This window comes from Pseudomonas sp. LM13 (assembly GCF_041381355.1).
In the GTDB taxonomy this organism is placed as follows: Bacteria; Pseudomonadota; Gammaproteobacteria; order Pseudomonadales; family Pseudomonadaceae; genus Stutzerimonas; species Stutzerimonas frequens.
Window position 1 is genome coordinate 55,537 of the sequence record NZ_JACBXH010000016.1, and the last position, 14,663, is coordinate 70,199.

General features: G+C 65.4%; 20 protein-coding genes. 6 read left to right on the forward strand and 14 right to left on the reverse strand.

Annotation, left to right across the window (positions count from 1 at the left end; all coding sequences use genetic code 11):
- Positions 1-88: 88 nt before the first annotated feature.
- From HZR81_RS12140 to HZR81_RS12185, 10 genes are all read right to left on the reverse strand, one after another.
- On the reverse strand, positions 89-385 hold the full coding sequence (locus HZR81_RS12140) for a cyd operon YbgE family protein (RefSeq protein WP_500128223.1): 297 nt from the start codon (positions 383-385) through the stop codon (positions 89-91).
- Positions 382-486 (reverse strand): cytochrome bd-I oxidase subunit CydX, encoded by a 105-nt coding sequence (gene cydX / locus HZR81_RS12145; RefSeq protein ID WP_003292563.1) that lies wholly within the window; start codon positions 484-486, stop codon positions 382-384. The genes HZR81_RS12140 and cydX overlap by 4 nt, the downstream gene beginning before the upstream one ends.
- A gap of 44 nt (positions 487-530) precedes the next feature.
- A complete protein-coding gene (gene cydB / locus HZR81_RS12150) occupies positions 531-1,673 on the reverse strand; it encodes a cytochrome d ubiquinol oxidase subunit II (protein ID WP_476477819.1) in 1,143 nt (380 codons plus the stop codon).
- A gap of 12 nt (positions 1,674-1,685) precedes the next feature.
- Positions 1,686-3,299 (reverse strand): cytochrome ubiquinol oxidase subunit I, encoded by a 1,614-nt coding sequence (locus HZR81_RS12155; protein WP_500128224.1) that lies wholly within the window; start codon positions 3,297-3,299, stop codon positions 1,686-1,688.
- The gene (gene cydP, locus HZR81_RS12160) at positions 3,296-3,475 is read right to left on the reverse strand and encodes a cytochrome oxidase putative small subunit CydP (protein WP_476477818.1); all 180 of its coding nucleotides are present in this window, start codon (positions 3,473-3,475) and stop codon (positions 3,296-3,298) included. Before cydP ends, HZR81_RS12155 begins: the two co-directional genes overlap by 4 nt.
- Positions 3,476-3,797: 322 nt before the next feature.
- Complete coding sequence (locus HZR81_RS12165) at positions 3,798-4,352, reverse strand: putative natural product biosynthesis protein (protein ID WP_500128225.1); 555 nt, start codon at positions 4,350-4,352, stop codon at positions 3,798-3,800.
- 106 nt (positions 4,353-4,458) lie between these two features.
- The gene (locus tag HZR81_RS12170) at positions 4,459-4,827 is read right to left on the reverse strand and encodes a DUF2946 domain-containing protein (RefSeq protein ID WP_500128226.1); all 369 of its coding nucleotides are present in this window, start codon (positions 4,825-4,827) and stop codon (positions 4,459-4,461) included.
- Between the two features lie 59 nt (positions 4,828-4,886).
- On the reverse strand, positions 4,887-5,558 hold the full coding sequence (locus tag HZR81_RS12175; protein ID WP_500128227.1) for a DNA-3-methyladenine glycosylase I: 672 nt from the start codon (positions 5,556-5,558) through the stop codon (positions 4,887-4,889).
- 209 nt (positions 5,559-5,767) lie between these two features.
- Complete coding sequence (locus tag HZR81_RS12180; protein ID WP_500128228.1) at positions 5,768-6,844, reverse strand: 3-deoxy-7-phosphoheptulonate synthase; 1,077 nt, start codon at positions 6,842-6,844, stop codon at positions 5,768-5,770.
- 823 nt (positions 6,845-7,667) lie between these two features.
- The gene (locus HZR81_RS12185; protein ID WP_500128229.1) at positions 7,668-8,096 is read right to left on the reverse strand and encodes a TOBE domain-containing protein; all 429 of its coding nucleotides are present in this window, start codon (positions 8,094-8,096) and stop codon (positions 7,668-7,670) included.
- A 189-nt stretch (positions 8,097-8,285) separates the two neighbouring features.
- Here HZR81_RS12185 and HZR81_RS12190 point away from each other — a divergent pair, with 189 nt between their 5' ends.
- From HZR81_RS12190 to HZR81_RS12215, 6 genes are all read left to right on the forward strand, one after another.
- A complete protein-coding gene (locus tag HZR81_RS12190) occupies positions 8,286-9,098 on the forward strand; it encodes a TOBE domain-containing protein (protein ID WP_500128230.1) in 813 nt (270 codons plus the stop codon).
- Positions 9,099-9,156: 58 nt separating this feature from the next.
- Positions 9,157-9,909 carry a molybdate ABC transporter substrate-binding protein gene (gene modA, locus HZR81_RS12195; protein WP_265659990.1) on the forward strand — a complete coding sequence of 251 codons (753 nt, stop codon included), beginning with the start codon at positions 9,157-9,159 and terminating at the stop codon, positions 9,907-9,909.
- 3 nt (positions 9,910-9,912) lie between these two features.
- Positions 9,913-10,593, forward strand: coding sequence for a molybdate ABC transporter permease subunit (modB, locus tag HZR81_RS12200; RefSeq protein ID WP_265659991.1), 681 nt, complete (start codon positions 9,913-9,915; stop codon positions 10,591-10,593).
- 12 nt (positions 10,594-10,605) lie between these two features.
- Entirely contained in the window at positions 10,606-11,703 is a 1,098-nt protein-coding gene (modC, locus tag HZR81_RS12205; RefSeq protein ID WP_265659992.1) for a molybdenum ABC transporter ATP-binding protein, read from the forward strand.
- A gap of 290 nt (positions 11,704-11,993) precedes the next feature.
- Positions 11,994-12,221: a hypothetical protein gene (locus HZR81_RS12210; protein WP_500128231.1), complete on the forward strand. Its 228-nt coding sequence runs from the start codon at positions 11,994-11,996 to the stop codon at positions 12,219-12,221.
- A 94-nt stretch (positions 12,222-12,315) separates the two neighbouring features.
- The gene (locus HZR81_RS12215; RefSeq protein WP_265659994.1) at positions 12,316-12,534 is read left to right on the forward strand and encodes a Nif11-like leader peptide family natural product precursor; all 219 of its coding nucleotides are present in this window, start codon (positions 12,316-12,318) and stop codon (positions 12,532-12,534) included.
- A gap of 88 nt (positions 12,535-12,622) precedes the next feature.
- On the opposite strand, the gene HZR81_RS12220 is transcribed toward HZR81_RS12215, so the two are convergent.
- Genes HZR81_RS12220 through HZR81_RS12235 form a run of 4 tightly spaced genes read right to left on the reverse strand, consistent with a single transcriptional unit; the run spans position 12,623 to position 14,661 of the window.
- Positions 12,623-13,051 carry a hypothetical protein gene (locus HZR81_RS12220; protein WP_500128232.1) on the reverse strand — a complete coding sequence of 143 codons (429 nt, stop codon included), beginning with the start codon at positions 13,049-13,051 and terminating at the stop codon, positions 12,623-12,625.
- A complete protein-coding gene (locus HZR81_RS12225; RefSeq protein WP_500128233.1) occupies positions 13,048-13,797 on the reverse strand; it encodes a Rossmann-like domain-containing protein in 750 nt (249 codons plus the stop codon). Before HZR81_RS12225 ends, HZR81_RS12220 begins: the two co-directional genes overlap by 4 nt.
- Positions 13,790-14,164 (reverse strand): hypothetical protein, encoded by a 375-nt coding sequence (locus HZR81_RS12230; RefSeq protein WP_500128234.1) that lies wholly within the window; start codon positions 14,162-14,164, stop codon positions 13,790-13,792. Before HZR81_RS12230 ends, HZR81_RS12225 begins: the two co-directional genes overlap by 8 nt.
- Positions 14,164-14,661 (reverse strand): tetratricopeptide repeat protein, encoded by a 498-nt coding sequence (locus tag HZR81_RS12235; protein ID WP_102894058.1) that lies wholly within the window; start codon positions 14,659-14,661, stop codon positions 14,164-14,166. The genes HZR81_RS12230 and HZR81_RS12235 overlap by 1 nt, the downstream gene beginning before the upstream one ends.
- Positions 14,662-14,663: the final 2 nt, after the last annotated feature.

Genomic DNA, 14,663 nt, shown 5'->3' on the forward strand with positions numbered 1-14,663 from the left:
CGATCGTGCGAGGAGCCGATGGCCGCGTCGCGACCACGGCCATCAGCCTACGAATCCCCGCGCCTGACTGCAAAGGCATTCGCCCCGCTCAGCCCAGCTGGGCCTGGAATAGCACCGCGTAGCCCAACGCGCACAACAGCCAGGCCGGCAGCGGGCCGAGCAGCCAGCGCCAGCCCCACCATTGCGGCACGAAGCCGACGCCATGCACGAAGCCCGCGGAAATACCCCACATCACCAGCATCAGCTGTGGGTGGCTGTAGCCGCCCTGCCCGTCCAACATCGCCGCTGGATGGATCAGCAGCACCAGCGCCAGCGGCGCGGCCAGCATCAGGGAAAGCACGCGGCTGGCCGCCCCGTAAAAACGCCCGTGCAGGACGCCGCTCACGGCTCCGCGTCCAGGTCCTGCGTGGCTTCCAGCCACAGCGCGTTGATGATGCCGAAGCTGCAGGCCAGCAGCACGCCGAGAATCCAAGTGAAGTACCACATAGTCGTCTCTCCTTGGCGGGGGGCGCGGCGGCCCGCCCGCGCGATCAGTACAGCCCGTGGGGGTTCGCTTCGATGGTTTTGTGGGTGAGCCGGCCCCACATGCGCACGTAGCTCCACAGCGTGTAGCAGAGGATCAGCGGCACGAAGATGCAGGCCACGACAAACATGATGCCCAGCGTCTTGTGGCTCGAGACCGCATCCCAGATGGTCAGGCTCGAGGCCGGGTCGAGGCTCGACGGGAAGACGAAGGGGAACAGCGCAAAGCCCGCGGTACAGATGCTGCCGACGATCATCAGGCTGGTTCCGACGAAGCTCACCCCATCGCTGTTGCGACTGGCGCCAAGCAGTGCCAGCAACGCCCCGAGAATGCCCGCCGCCGGCGCGATCAGGGTGACCGGATAGCGGTCGTAGTTGGCCAACCAGCCGATATTGTCCTGGGCTACCTGCTTGTCCAGCAGCGGATTGAGCGCGGCGCCCGGATCGCTGACCGACAGCTGGCTGAAGCCCTGAATGCCCAGCGTCAGCCAGACACCCGCGGCGATGAAACCGAACAGGAACACCAGCAGGCACAGGCGTGTGGCCTGCCGCGAGCGCTCGGCCAGCGCGCCGTCGGTGCGCAGCATCAGCCAGGCACCACCGTGGGCGCTGAGCATGCTCAGGCTGACGATGCCGCAGAGCAACGCGAACGGGTTGAGCAGTGCGAAGAATGAGCCCTGATAGGTCGAACGCATCAGCTCGTCGAGCTGGAACGGCAGGCCGAGGAACAGGTTGCCGAAGGCCACGCCGAACACCAGCGCCGGCACCGCACCGCCGACGAACAGCGCCCAGTCCCAGGCACTGCGCCAGCGCGGGTCTTCCACCTTGCTGCGGTAGTCGAAGCCCACCGGGCGACAGAACAGCGCGAACAGCACCAGCAGCATCGCCCAGTACAGCCCGGAAAAGGCCACCGCATAGACCATCGGCCAGGCGGCGAACAGTGCGCCACCGGCGGTGATGAACCACACCTGATTGCCATCCCAGTGCGGTGCGATGGTGTTGATCGCCACGCGCCGCTCGCTGTCGGTCTTGCCGACAAAGGGCATCAGCGCCATGGCGCCCATGTCGAAGCCATCGGTCAGGGCGAAGCCGATCAGCAGCACGCCGATCAGCACCCACCAGACAAGTTTGAGCACTTCGTAATCGAACATCTCGTATCCCCCTCAGACACTGCCGGGTTGGGAGGTCAGGCCACTCGGCTGCGCCGGTGCCACCCGAGCTTCACGCACGTCCCGCTCGAAGTGATAACGACCGGTGTGCAGACTGCTCGGCCCGAGGCGGGCGAAGCGGATCATCAGGAACATCTCGATCACCAGCAGCAGGCTGTAGAAGGCCACCAGGGCGATCAGCGAACCCCAGATATCACCGGCTGCCAGCGTCGAAGTCGACAGATGGGTCGGCAGCACCTCGGCGATCGACCAGGGTTGGCGGCCATGCTCGGCGACATACCAGCCGGTCTGCGCCGCGATCCACGGCAGCGGCAGGCTGAACAGCGCGAACCTGAGCAGCCAGGGCTTGGTCTCGGCATTGCAATTGATCGAGGCCCAGCTCGCCAGGGTGAACAGCAGCAGCATCAGAAAGCCGGCGGCGACCATCACGCGGAAGGTCCAGAACAGGCTGAACACGTCGGGAATGGTGTCCAGCGCGGCGAGCTTGATCTGCTCCTCGCTGGCATCCACCACATCGGCGGTGTACTTCTTCAGCAGCAGCCCGTAGCCCAGGTCCTGCTTGACCTCGTTGAAGGCGGCGATGGCCTCGGCGGACTTGTCGCCGCTACGCAGCACCTGCAGGCGCTCATAGGCGAGCATGCCGTTGCGGATGCGCAGCTCGTGCTCGGCGACCAGCTGCTTGAGGCCCTTGATCTCCTCGTCCAGCGAGCGCGTGGCGATCAGGCCCAGTGCGTAGGGGATCTTCACTTCGTAATCGGTGCGCATCTCCTGCTGATTGGGCAGGCCGAACAGGGTGAAGCCGGCCGGCGCCGGGTGGGTGTCCCACTCGGCCTCGATCGCCGCCAGCTTGACCTTCTGCACGTCACCGATCTCGTAGCCGGATTCGTCGCCGAGGATGATCACCGAGATCGTCGACGCCAGGCCGAACACCGCGGCGATGGCGAACGAACGGCGGGCGAAGCCCAGGTCACGCTTCTTCAATAGATAGAAGGAAGAGATCGCCAGCACGAAGATCGCCCCGGTGACGTAGCCCGCGGACACGGTGTGGACGAACTTGACCTGGGCTACCGGGTTGAACAGCAGCGCACCGAAATCCACCAGTTCCATGCGCATGGTCTCGAAGTTGAACTCCGAGCCCACCGGGTGCTGCATCCAGCCATTGGCGATGAGAATCCACAGCGCCGAGAGGTTCGAGCCCAGCGCCACCAGCCAGGTCACGGCCAGGTGTTGCACATTGCTGAGCCGGTCCCAGCCGAAGAAGAACAGCCCGATGAAGGTGGATTCGAGGAAGAACGCCATCAACCCCTCGATGGCCAAGGGTGCACCGAAGATGTCGCCGACGTAGTGGCTGTAGTAGGCCCAGTTGGTACCGAACTGGAACTCCATGGTCAGCCCGGTGGTGACGCCCAGGGCGAAGTTGATACCGAACAGCTTGCCCCAGAACTTGGTCATGTCCTGATAGACCTGCTTACCGGTCATCACGTAGACCGATTCCATGATCGCCAGCAGGAACGCCAGCCCCAGGGTCAACGGCACGAAGAGAAAGTGATACATCGCCGTCATGGCGAACTGCAGGCGTGATAGATCGACAACGCTTTCCGAGATCATCTCGGCCCTCCCTCGGGGTTCGAACCCCGCGAATCAAGCAAATGGTCGGCAACGCGCACCGAACCGTTCTCGGGAATGCTGGGGGCAGCGAACCAGACGTTTTTTATGATCATGAGGATCGCGACCTTGGCCAGCACTACCAGCACGACGTCTCGCCGGAGCGATGACTTGAACATGCCTACCTCCTTGCGCAGCCGCCCGAGCGCCAGGCGCTCCGGCAGCATGGCGCGATTGAAGGCCCCCTTGGGGCGGGGGCCGACATCCAGGCGCGACGCCCGGACTCAATCGCGGTGCCCCGAACCACCCGTGGAAGCTGCTCTGGCTCGAGGCAAACAAAGTGTCCGGGGCACCCTGCAAGCCGACAACTGCGACAGCCTGCCCCACCCACTTGCCCCGGCTTCTGCCGATGCGGCGTTGCGCTCGTAACACCCCGCGACAGCGGCGTGTGACGTCGGGGCAGGCACGACGAGACCGTCCTGCTGCGGTGGTCTGTCGCAGTCATGGCACGCGCAACCAGCGGCGAAACCCGTTGCCGGCCGTGCTCGACAGCGGGCTCCAGGCGAAGTCCCAGGGCGCCGGCGGCAGCTCTTCCGCTTCGGCGGCAAGCGGGCGGGCGCCCTGGCGAATCCGCGGTTTCCAGTCGAATACATGCTCGCTGCCGCCGCGCCAGCCGAGCACGATGCCGATTGCCGGGCTGTCGTCGCTGGCCACCCAACGCGCCGCGGCGGCGAGCATCATCGCCTCGATATGCTCCGGCTCGATCAGCTCGCGGTAGTCGGAAGCCAGCAACCAGCGGCAGACGCCGAGGTGGAAGGTCCAGTCCAGCGCCAGCTGGCAGCCGTAGGCCCAGGTCATGAACTGGCGAAAGATCTCCAGCCCCTCTGGCGGATCAAGCTTGAGCAGCCGCGGGCAGACATCGAACAACGCATGCCAGTACGGCAGCAACTTGGCATCCAGATGCACGAAGCTGCGGGCGTTGCTGGGGTAGTCGGGAATAGGCAGTCGATAGCTCACGCGGCTATCGGCGCGGGTGAATCGCTCCATCATGGTCATGGTGAAATCCCCTGAATTGACTGGGCCGTCGGAAGGCTCCGACAGGTAGCCGCCTGGTCCGCCGCTGCTGGGCGGAAGGACGGCGAATCACGTCAATCAGGAAAATTCAGGGCGCGCGCGGATTCAGTGCCGGCCAGTGGTGGCGCGGGCCATGACGCTCGATCGGCGGCAGCGGAGTCGCGCCTGTCGTGTGACGCCCCAGCCAGGCCAGGGCGAACAGTGCGACGATGGCGAGGAAAACCGAACTGCACAGCGGGCAGTCGAGGGCATGCTGCGACAGGTCATGTGAACCGGAGGGAAGCGCGCCGAGGCCGGTGCCGCCATCGTCGCCGGTGACGCAGAACGCGTCCTGCCCCATCGCCAGTCCGAAACCCACATGGGTGGCGTGGTTCAGACTGCAGACAAAGGCATTGAGCAGGATGCAGGTGAAGAGCACCCATACGATCTGCGCACGCTTGTCTTTGACGATGGTCATGTTTCGACTTTACACCGCGCGCGCCGAGCACGGCGCTGCGCTAAAGCGTCGCAGCCTCGTCAGTGGTTGACGGTGAACGCCAGCATCGCCGAGATATGGCACAACGGCCGGCCGCTTTCCGCCTGCCACTGGTTGAAGGCGGCCTGCACCGCGGCCTGGTCGCGCTGACTGCTGGGCACCTTGTCGACGATTTCCTGCGCCTTGAGCGCGGCTACCACGTCATTGCTGGGGACGAAGGTGTCCTTGCCGGCCATGCGCAGCAGGCGCGGGGCCGACAGGCCGCCGAGCTGACTGCCGTGCCTGGTCAGGTAACGCCACAGGCCGACGATGTCACTGCTCGGCCAATCGGCCAGCAGCTTGCCGAAGCTGCCCCTTTCCTTGACCACGTCGAGCACGAACTGAGCGTTGCGCGGCACGCTCTTGAGCTTGCCGAGATGGCGAATCAGCCGGCTGTCCTGCATCAGCCGCTCGATGTGCTCGCCGCCCATCAGCACGACTTTTTCCGGATCGAAACCAAAGAATGCCTGCTCGAAGGCCGGCCACTTGGCATCCACCAGGCTGTGCTTGAGACCGGCGCGGAAGATGCGCAGGCTGATCAGCGAGAGGTAGCGATCATCGGAAACGCCGCGCAATTCGTCGGCGCTGCGCGGTTGCGGCAGGCGGGATTCCAGCGCCGCGACCGAGCCGAAGCGGTTGAGGCAGTATTCGTGTAGCCATTTGTAGTCTTGCATGGTTCGGATCCGATGGTGACGGCAGCGGCACAGGGTGCCGCTGACGAGCCGGCCTCGCAAGTCCACCGCCACTGACGCAGCGGGGCGGCAGCGGTCGGGTGGCACCGCTTGGTGCGCGGTCTTATCTGCCCTGACGCCAGGCGCGCGGACGTGGACAAGCTTCGCGTTGTCCACCCTACGAGCAGAACGTCGTTCGCGTGCGAGCCGGCTCAGCCGCGCAGCCGCTGCGCCGCCTGACGCAGCATCTGCTCGGTCACCATCCACCCAAGGCAGCCGTCGGTGATCGACACGCCGTAGCGCAATTCACCGGACAGCGGCTGGCAACCATCGAACAGATGGCTCTCCAGCATGACGCCACGCAGGCTCATGTCGCCAGCCAGGCGCTGCTCGATCACCGACTCCAGCACCGCGGGCTGACGCAATGGGTCCTTGCCGCTGTTGGCGTGGCTGCAATCGACCATGATGCGCGGGGCGATGCCCTGCTTTTCCAGCGCACGACGGGCGGCAGCGACACTGTCCGCGTCATAGTTGGGCGCTCCGTGGCCGCCGCGCAGGACCAGATGGGTATCCGGATTGCCGCGCGTCTGCAGCAGTGCCGGATGGCCGAGATCGTCGATGCCGAAGTGCTGGTGCGGATGTTCCGCTGAGCGCATGGCGTCGCAGGCGATGCCCAGGCTGCCATCGGTACCGTTCTTGAAGCCCACCGGCAGGTCCAGCCCACTGACCAGCTCGCGATGGATCTGCGACTCGCTGGTACGCGCACCAATCGCGGCCCAGCCGAGGAGATCGTCGAAGTACCCGGCCGCCAGCGGTTGCAGCAGCTCGGTGGCGATCGGCAGACCGGTTTCGAGAATATCCAGCATCAGGCGGCGCGACAGGTGCAGCCCCTCGGCCATGTTGCCGCTGCCGTCCAGATGCGGGTCGTAGACCAGACCTTTCCAGCCGACGGTGGTGCGCGGCTTCTCCACGTAGGCGCGCATCACCAGCAGCAGTTGGTCATCGACCTCGGGTGCGAGTGCGGCGAGACGCTCGGCGTACTCGAGCGCGGCGACCGGATCGTGCAGGGAACAGGGTCCGACGACGACCAGCAGGCGCGGATCGCGGCCGTCGAGCACGGCGCGTATGGCGTTACGGTCGTTATGGATGCGTACGGCAAGGGCGTCGCTCGAGGGCAGACGCTGGCGCAATACGGCGGGGCTGGGCAGCGGCTGCGCGCTACGGCGGGCAATGCTGGCTTCTGCGGTGGCGGCGGTTTTTTGGGCAAGTACGGTGGCGGATGCATTCATGATCTGGCGGTTCCTTCTGCCGACGCGGGTAGTCCGCGGCGGCGCTAGTCGGGTGTTCGTTCGCGTGCTGTCTGTTCGGCGTCGAAGCGGCTAAATCGCCAGTCGTAGCGGTAATAACGATCGGTGCGGTAAGTAGTCATGGCGTGGTTCCTCGTTGCGTTGGGCCAGAGTGGCCGAAAAAACAAAACCCCCGGTCGGGTGGCCGACCGGGGGTTCGAAAACTGCTCTGGTGGCGACCCTGCTTGCTAGGGCGCCTGTGGGGTATCAGGCGCGCCTGTGGCTAAACCAATACCCAAAGTAATAGCCGCCAGCCGCGACAACCTGACCACGCAACTGCGCGGCGCGTGCGGCACCGGCGTTGGCGAGGGACAGGGAAGCGAGGCTGACGGGCATGCTGTTCTCCGATATATGTGCCGAACCATACTCCAGCGCACTTCAGTGTTTCAACCGCCATATCGGGAAATACCGGCCAGCGTATGTTGAGCTTCGGCGTTACGCGCCTCGACCGCAACCCACGATCACCTCGGCACAAGAGCGGCGGAGCGTCGTTGTCGATGCGCGGGACTGTAATTGTAAGGGTGCCCTCGCCGAGGCGCCGAGCGCGCCACGGTGGCACCGTACGATAACCACCGGCAGCGAGGGCGATTCCATGCAAAAGCGTACGCCGAAACCGCAAGCAGTACACCCGATAGATATCTCGGCGTGCCCCCCAGTGGCTGTCGATCTGGCCCGGTTGGGCCAAGCCCCATGAAGCCCAACGGGCAGTACACCAGAGCATTTACAGAGGCGTCGATGCTGAACGACACCAGGAACTGGCCATGCCTCAGGCCGGCACGCCGAGGATCACGTTCGACGCCTTGATGATCGCCGTGGCATTCACGCCTGGCTCGAGCCCCAGCTCCTTCACGGCGTCCCGAGTGACCACCGAGGTCACCTCGGTGCCGCCCGGCAGCGTCAGGATCACCTCGCTGTTCACCGAACCCGGTTCCACATGCTTCACCACGCCGCGCAGTTGGTTGCGTGCGGAGAGGCGCACGTCGTCGCCCTCACAGACCAGCATGACCCAGGGTGCCTTGACGATGGCCAGCACCGCCTTGCCGACGGCCAGTTCCAGGGCGGACACGCTCTCCATGGTGACGACCGAGGCCAGGCTGTCGCCCTGTCCCAGATCGACCGTCACCAGCGCATTGACCGCACCGGGCTGCAGCGTCAGGACGGTTCCCTTGAATACGTTGCGAGCACTTGTCTTCATGCCAGAACCTCCGTGTCGCCTTTGCGACATCGTTATATGATTAGCTACATAAATTTGTTGGAAAGTGAACCTGCACCAACACGATGTACTGTACCTGCCTGGGTTATAGCGACGGAACAACAGGAAACCCAGCAATGGCATACCGCTTGCTTTATATAAACATACAAAGATAAAGAATGGATGATAGCCATGAACGCAACCCGCTTTCTCGCCCGCATGTCCCTGGACACCGACGTCGGCACGGCCCTGAGCGATACCCGCATCCGCCTGCTGGAGTCGATCGAGCGTGAAGGATCGATCAACCGCGCCGCCAAGGCCGTGCCGCTGTCCTACAAGGCGGCCTGGGACGCTGTCGACACCATGAACAACCTGGCGCCCGAACCCCTGGTCAAACGCGTCGCTGGCGGCCGCCAGGGTGGCGGCACCCAGCTCACCGACTATGGGCGGCGCATCGTGGCCATGTACCGCGCCCTGGAAATCGAATACCAGGCCACGCTCGACCGGCTGACCGAACGGCTCAAGGAGGTGAACGGTGGCGATGTCCAGTCGTTCCAGAAACTCATGCAGCGCATGAGTATGAAAACCAGCGCACGCAACCAGTTCGCCGGCACGATCACCGGGCTGCGGGTCGGCGGCGTCGACTACGAGGTACGCATCCAGCTCGACCCGCAGACCGAGATCGCCGCGATCATCACCCGCGCCAGCGCGGAGAACCTGGGCCTGGCCATCGGTCGCGAGGTGTGCGCGCTGGTCAAGTCGTCCTCGGTGATGCTGGTCACCGACCGCTCGGTGAAACTCACCGCACGCAACCAGCTCTGGGGGGAAATCTCGGCGATCCACGAAGGGCCGGTGAACAGCGAGGTGACCCTGACGCTACCGTCCGGACGCAGCGTGACCTGCGTGGTCACCGCCGAGAGCTGCCAGGAGCTGGAGCTGGCGCCGGGAACCCCGGTCGGCGCCTTCTTCAAGGCGTCCAGCGTAATCCTGGCCGTCTACGAATGAAGCCGGCAACAAGGCTGACCTGCGCCCCGAGATCATCCCAACAGTAAGGAGTGTGACCATGAATAGCCTTTCCCGCCTGTTCGTCGCCCTGGGCGTCGGCCTGCTGGCCTGTTCGACCCAGGCCGCCGAAGTGACCATCGCCGTGGCAGCCAACTTCACCGCGCCGATCAAGGAAATCGCCGAGGCCTTCGAGAAGGAAACCGGCCACAAGGTGGTAACCTCGCTCGGCCCCACCGGCGGCCTCTACACCCAGATCAAGAACGGCGCGCCTTTCGAAGTCTTTCTCTCCGCCGACGACAGCACGCCGGCGAAGCTGGAAAGCGAAGGCGAAATCGTCCCCGGCTCGCGCTTCACCTACGCCATCGGCAAGCTGGTGCTCTGGTCGGCGCAACCCGGCTACGTCGACGAACAGGGCGCCGTACTGAAGAAGAACGACTTCAAGCACCTGTCCATCGCCAACCCGAAGACCGCCCCCTACGGCCTGGCCGCCACCCAGGTGCTGGACAAGTTCGGCCTGAGCGAGAGCGTCCGGCCGAAGCTCGTCGAGGGTGGCAACATCACCCAGGCCTATCAGTTCGTCGCCACCGGCAACGCCGAGCTGGGCTTCGTCGCCCTGTCCCAGGTGTACAAGGATGGCGAGATCACCGGGGGCTCCGCCTGGGTGGTGCCGGACACCCTGTACGAACCGATCCGCCAGGATGCGGTGATCCTGAAGAAAGGCGTCGACAACCCGGCCGCCCAGGCGCTGGTCGACTACCTGAAAGGGCCGCAGGCGGCCAAGGTGATCACCGCGTACGGCTACCAGAACTGAGCCATGCCGCTATCCGCCCACGATATCGCCGCCATCCGCCTCACGCTGGAGCTGGCCTCGCTGACCACGCTGCTGTTGCTGCTCATCGGCACACCCATCGCCTGGTGGCTGGCGCGCACGCGGTCGCGGCTCAAGGGGCCGGTCGGCGCGATGGTGGCTATGCCACTGGTGCTGCCACCCACGGTGCTCGGTTTCTACCTACTGGTCACCATGGGCCCGCACGGCCCGGTGGGCGAATTGACCCAGAGCCTCGGCCTGGGCCTGCTGCCCTTCACCTTCGCCGGGCTGGTGGTGGGCTCGGTGTTCTATTCCATGCCCTTCGTCGTGCAACCGCTGCAGAACGCCTTCGAGGCCATCGGCGAGCGCCCGCTGGAGGTGGCCGCCACCCTGCGCGCCAGTCCCTGGGACACTTTCTTCAGCGTAGTGCTGCCGCTGGCCAGGCCGGGCTTCGTCACCGCCTCGATCCTCGGCTTCGCCCATACCGTCGGCGAGTTCGGCGTGGTATTGATGATCGGCGGCAACATCCCCGGTGTCACCCGCACGGTCTCGGTACAGATCTTCGATCACGTCGAGGCCATGGAGTACCCCCAGGCCCACTGGCTGGCCGGTGGCATGCTGGTGTTCTCCTTCTGCGTGCTGCTGGCGCTCTACTCCAGCCGTCGTGTCAAGCCCGGGCTCAATTGAAGGGATTCGTGCATGAACGACTCACCAACCACCGGACAGATCCGCGCCCGCTTCCGCCTGGCCTGGTCCGGATTCGAACTGGACGTCGACCTCGCCCTGCCTGGCCGCGGCGTGACGGCGCTGTTCGGCCACTCGGGCTCGGGCAAGACCACCTGCCTGCGCTGCGTCGCCGGCCTGGAGCGCGCCGGCGAGGCGTACCTGGAAGTCAACGGCGAATGCTGGCAGGACAGCGCGACGGGGCTCTTCGTCCCGACGCACAAGCGCGCCCTGGGCTACGTGTTCCAGGAAGCCAGCCTGTTTCCGCACCTCTCGGCACGGCGCAACCTGGAATACGGCATGCGCCGGGTCAACGCCGCGCAACGCCGGGTAGACTGGGATCATGTAGTGGCGCTGCTGGGCATCGAACACCTGCTGGAGCGCCTGCCGGGACGCCTGTCCGGGGGTGAACGCCAGCGCGTCGGCATCGCCCGCGCCCTACTCACCAGCCCGCGCCTGCTGCTGATGGACGAACCGCTGGCGGCGCTGGACCTCAAGCGCAAGAACGAAATCCTGCCCTATCTGGAACGCCTGCACGACGAACTCGACATCCCGGTGCTCTACGTCAGCCATTCGCCGGACGAAGTGGCGCGGCTGGCCGATCACGTGGTGCTGCTCGACCAGGGCCGGGCGGTAGCCGCCGGCGGCCTGCGCGAAACCCTGGCACGACTGGACCTGCCCACCGCCCTCGGCGAGGACGCCGGCGTGGTGGTCGAATCGGTGGTGGCCGGGCACGACGACACCTATCATCTGACCCGACTGGCTTTCCCCGGCGGCGAAGTGTTGGTGGCACAGCGGCCGGAAGCGCTCGGCCAGCGCCTGCGCTTTCGCGTGCATGCCCGCGACGTCAGCCTGGCAACCGAACACCACGGCAATACCAGCATCAGCAATATCCTGCCCGCGACCGTGTGCGAAGTGGCGGCGGCGGACACTCCGGCGCATGTACTGGTCCGGCTCAACGCCGGCGGCACTCCGCTTCTGGCACGCATCACCCTGCGCTCCGCAACCCAATTGGGAATCACACCTGGCAAGGATCTCTGGGCACAGATCAAGGCTGTCGCACTACTGGGATGAGCGAGCAGGACAGCCTATTCCGCCTCCAACCCAGCGGCCTCATAGCGATGACTCCGCCGTATCTCAACGGAGCCAGCGCCGCCTGGCTGCCAAACCGAACGTCAAAAAAGGAAATCAGCGATGCCCAGCGCATCCATTGACACACCACGACTCGCACTCGCCGCACTCAGCGGGCTTCCATCGGCGTTCTGGGAGGGCTGATCGGACTGGGCGGCGCCGAATTCCGCTTACCGCTGCTGATCGGTTTGTTTGGCTTCACGGCGCTTGCTGCGGTGATTCTGAACAAGTCCATGAGCCTGGTCGTGGTGGCCTCCGCCTTGCTGTTCCGCTCCCAGGCGATTCCCTTCGAGGAAATCGTGGCCAATGGAACCATCATCCTCAGTTTCGTGGGCATCCGCTACCGGGCTGCCGCTGTGGGCACAGATCAAGGCCGTGGCCCTGCCAGGTTGAACCCGGCTGTTGTCCGATTGTCGCCAATACGACAATCGGCAGCCGGCCCAAACTCCATAAGCCATTGATATTCAATGGAATGATCTCAGGCATCGATGTTGCTATGGCATGCCTTGCCAGCCGTTCGGCGCTGGTTCCAGTCATCGCAACAGAGAGAACCCTATGTCCATCAAGGAAATCCAAGCCTTCTCGAGCCAAGCCCTGAACGACCCGGCGCTCGGCGAAAAACTCAAGGCCTGTGAAAAGGTCCGCGACGTGATCGCCCTCGGCAAGGAACACGGCTACAGCATCATCGAGGACCTGCTCTACCCGCCGAACGAGCCACAGTTCAGCGAAGCCCAGCTGTCGCCGAAGATGGCCAAGGCACTGCTGCGCGCCTGATATGCCAAGGTAGCCGAAAGCCCGGCGTCTCGCTGGGCTTCTCCGCTTCGTGCCCCGACCAGAAGTCCTTCATCCTCGCGTTTTCGCTTCACCCGATCAGCACCTCATAGGCCCGCCTGAGCAGTTCGCGATCCAGCCAGGGCATGCCGATGCTCTGGGTCAGCTCGATCCAACGGGTCCCGATGACTGCCGAACACGGCTCATGCCCATCGAGCGCGGCGAGAAACACCGGCAGAACCGCGCCCGCGACTTCGAGGCCGACCCGATAATCACCCACCAGTTCCAGCGGTTTCTCGACGCCCAGTTCACGCTGCAGGCTGCGCAGCGCATGCGCCGGATGGATCAGAGGGTCGCCCTGCGCCGGAGCCTCGGCGAAGACCGCGAGCCTGGGGAGGGGTTGCGGCAGCACGACCCCGCCACGTTGCGGCACGAGGAAGCGCAGGCGCGCGCTGACCGGGTGCTTGTGGCAGACCAGCACACGCCACTCCAGCCGGCCGCTCGCCGGTAACGTGCTCATCCGCCGAGCGCCATCAATGCATACTCCACCGGCCCGGCGAACAGGCGCGTGCCACCCCCCTCGGCAATCACCCGCCGCACCCTGGCGGGGTCGGCCACGCGAACCCCGGCCAGGTAATCCACGCCGAAGCGCCGCCAGCCATCCAGCCAGGGCAGGCTCGGCCCCATCAGCACCACCTGTGCCTGGCGCGACAGCTCGAGCAGGCGCGGCAAGGTCTTGTTGGCGATGCTGCTGGCGCTGACGAACACCCAGTCGGCCTCGGGCAGCAGGTACTCGGCGGCGCAATCGGGCAGGTCGCCCTCCTGCAGATGGCGCTCCAGGCATTGATAGGGCTGGTCCTGCCAGAGCCGTTCGAGGCCGGGATAATGGCCGATCACCACGACCCGCTGGCCTGCCAGCCGTGGGCGGAAATGTGCGAATACCTGCAGATGCCCCGGTGCCTCCGTGCGCAGTGCCTGCGCCTCGCGCTGGCAGCCCGCCGCCGTGTTCACGCTGGCGTTGAGCACAGCCAGGCCGATCGCGGCTTCGGCGCTGTTCCATGACAGCAGCCAGGGCAGCAGCGCGGCGTTGCCCTGGCCGGCAAGCGTGCCCGACCAGCCGAGCGTGCGCGGCACCTGGCGCGGGCTGAAGGCGAAGCCCTGGTTGCCGTCGACTTCGGCCAGCGTCCAGTTCAACCCCAGGCACAGATGTTCGACAGTCCGCGCCTGCGCGGCGCTGGCCAGCAGCCAGTCATAGAGCTCATTCATGATCGAGCGCCGGCAGCAGACGCAACTCGCTTTTCAGCGCCCCCGGCCAACCCCAGGCGGCAACGGCTTCCACCATCCAGGCCGGCTTGTGCGGGTGCGCCAGCAGCACGTCGAATTCGGCGTAGACCTGACCGTCGCCGTTGATCTGCATGCTGCCGAGGAAATCGCCCTGGGCGCTGCGCCATTCGCTGTAGAAGCATTCGCTGCGATCGAACGGGTCGACCCGCACTTCGCTGCGCGACGGTTCACACTCGTCGGGCAGTTGCAGGCGGATGGCCGAACGCTGCAGGCAATCCTGCAGCGCGCGCTGGATTTCGCCGAACAGCGGCCGTGCCGCCTGCAGGCGTGCTTCGAACGATGGCGCCATCAGTTTTCCTCCTCGAAGGCGCGGGCGATCTGCAGGAACGCCTCGCCGCCGATCTCGTTGCCCGGATCGAGCTCCAGCAGCTTCTCCAGCACCCGCCGCGCGTTGTCCACCTTGCCACGGCGCAGGCGGATCACGCCCAGCGCCTTGAGGCTGAACAGATACAGCCGCTCGGCACCGCGGCGCGTCTGCCAATCGGCGCTGGCAGGGTGCAGGCGCCGGTAGTTGCGGCTGAAGCCGGCACAGGCCGCGGCCCGCCGCAGGGCTTCCCATACGGCGGCTTCGGCCTCCGCGTAGCGGGCCTGGAGAAAGTAGAACTTGTACAGGCCGACATGTGCGTCCGGCTCCTCGCTCCAGCGCCGCCGGGCCTCCAACAGCAGGGCTTCGACCGCCGCCGGATGCTCGAGGCCGCGCGCGCTGTTCAGCAGGTAGCGCAGCCCGGTCGGCGTACGGTCGGAAAAGAACGCCCGTTCGGGCTCCAGCAACAGCACCTCACCCATGC

Bases quoted from the DNA above. Each gene is read 5' to 3' on its own strand.
- cydX (WP_003292563.1), bottom strand. From the start codon at position 486: ATGTGGTACTTCACTTGGATTCTCGGCGTGCTGCTGGCCTGCAGCTTC.
- cydB (WP_476477819.1), bottom strand. From the start codon at position 1,673: ATGTTCGATTACGAAGTGCTCAAACTTGTCTGGTGGGTGCTGATCGGC.
- HZR81_RS12155 (WP_500128224.1), bottom strand. From the start codon at position 3,299: ATGATCTCGGAAAGCGTTGTCGATCTATCACGCCTGCAGTTCGCCATG.
- cydP (WP_476477818.1), bottom strand. From the start codon at position 3,475: ATGTTCAAGTCATCGCTCCGGCGAGACGTCGTGCTGGTAGTGCTGGCC.
- HZR81_RS12165 (WP_500128225.1), bottom strand. From the start codon at position 4,352: ATGACCATGATGGAGCGATTCACCCGCGCCGATAGCCGCGTGAGCTAT.
- HZR81_RS12170 (WP_500128226.1), bottom strand. From the start codon at position 4,827: ATGACCATCGTCAAAGACAAGCGTGCGCAGATCGTATGGGTGCTCTTC.
- HZR81_RS12175 (WP_500128227.1), bottom strand. From the start codon at position 5,558: ATGCAAGACTACAAATGGCTACACGAATACTGCCTCAACCGCTTCGGC.
- HZR81_RS12180 (WP_500128228.1), bottom strand. From the start codon at position 6,844: ATGAATGCATCCGCCACCGTACTTGCCCAAAAAACCGCCGCCACCGCA.
- HZR81_RS12185 (WP_500128229.1), bottom strand. From the start codon at position 8,096: ATGAAGACAAGTGCTCGCAACGTATTCAAGGGAACCGTCCTGACGCTG.
- HZR81_RS12190 (WP_500128230.1), top strand. From the start codon at position 8,286: ATGAACGCAACCCGCTTTCTCGCCCGCATGTCCCTGGACACCGACGTC.
- modA (WP_265659990.1), top strand. From the start codon at position 9,157: ATGAATAGCCTTTCCCGCCTGTTCGTCGCCCTGGGCGTCGGCCTGCTG.
- modB (WP_265659991.1), top strand. From the start codon at position 9,913: ATGCCGCTATCCGCCCACGATATCGCCGCCATCCGCCTCACGCTGGAG.
- modC (WP_265659992.1), top strand. From the start codon at position 10,606: ATGAACGACTCACCAACCACCGGACAGATCCGCGCCCGCTTCCGCCTG.
- HZR81_RS12210 (WP_500128231.1), top strand. From the start codon at position 11,994: ATGAGCCTGGTCGTGGTGGCCTCCGCCTTGCTGTTCCGCTCCCAGGCG.
- HZR81_RS12215 (WP_265659994.1), top strand. From the start codon at position 12,316: ATGTCCATCAAGGAAATCCAAGCCTTCTCGAGCCAAGCCCTGAACGAC.
- HZR81_RS12220 (WP_500128232.1), bottom strand. From the start codon at position 13,051: ATGAGCACGTTACCGGCGAGCGGCCGGCTGGAGTGGCGTGTGCTGGTC.
- HZR81_RS12225 (WP_500128233.1), bottom strand. From the start codon at position 13,797: ATGAATGAGCTCTATGACTGGCTGCTGGCCAGCGCCGCGCAGGCGCGG.
- HZR81_RS12230 (WP_500128234.1), bottom strand. From the start codon at position 14,164: ATGGCGCCATCGTTCGAAGCACGCCTGCAGGCGGCACGGCCGCTGTTC.
- HZR81_RS12235 (WP_102894058.1), bottom strand. From the start codon at position 14,661: ATGGGTGAGGTGCTGTTGCTGGAGCCCGAACGGGCGTTCTTTTCCGAC.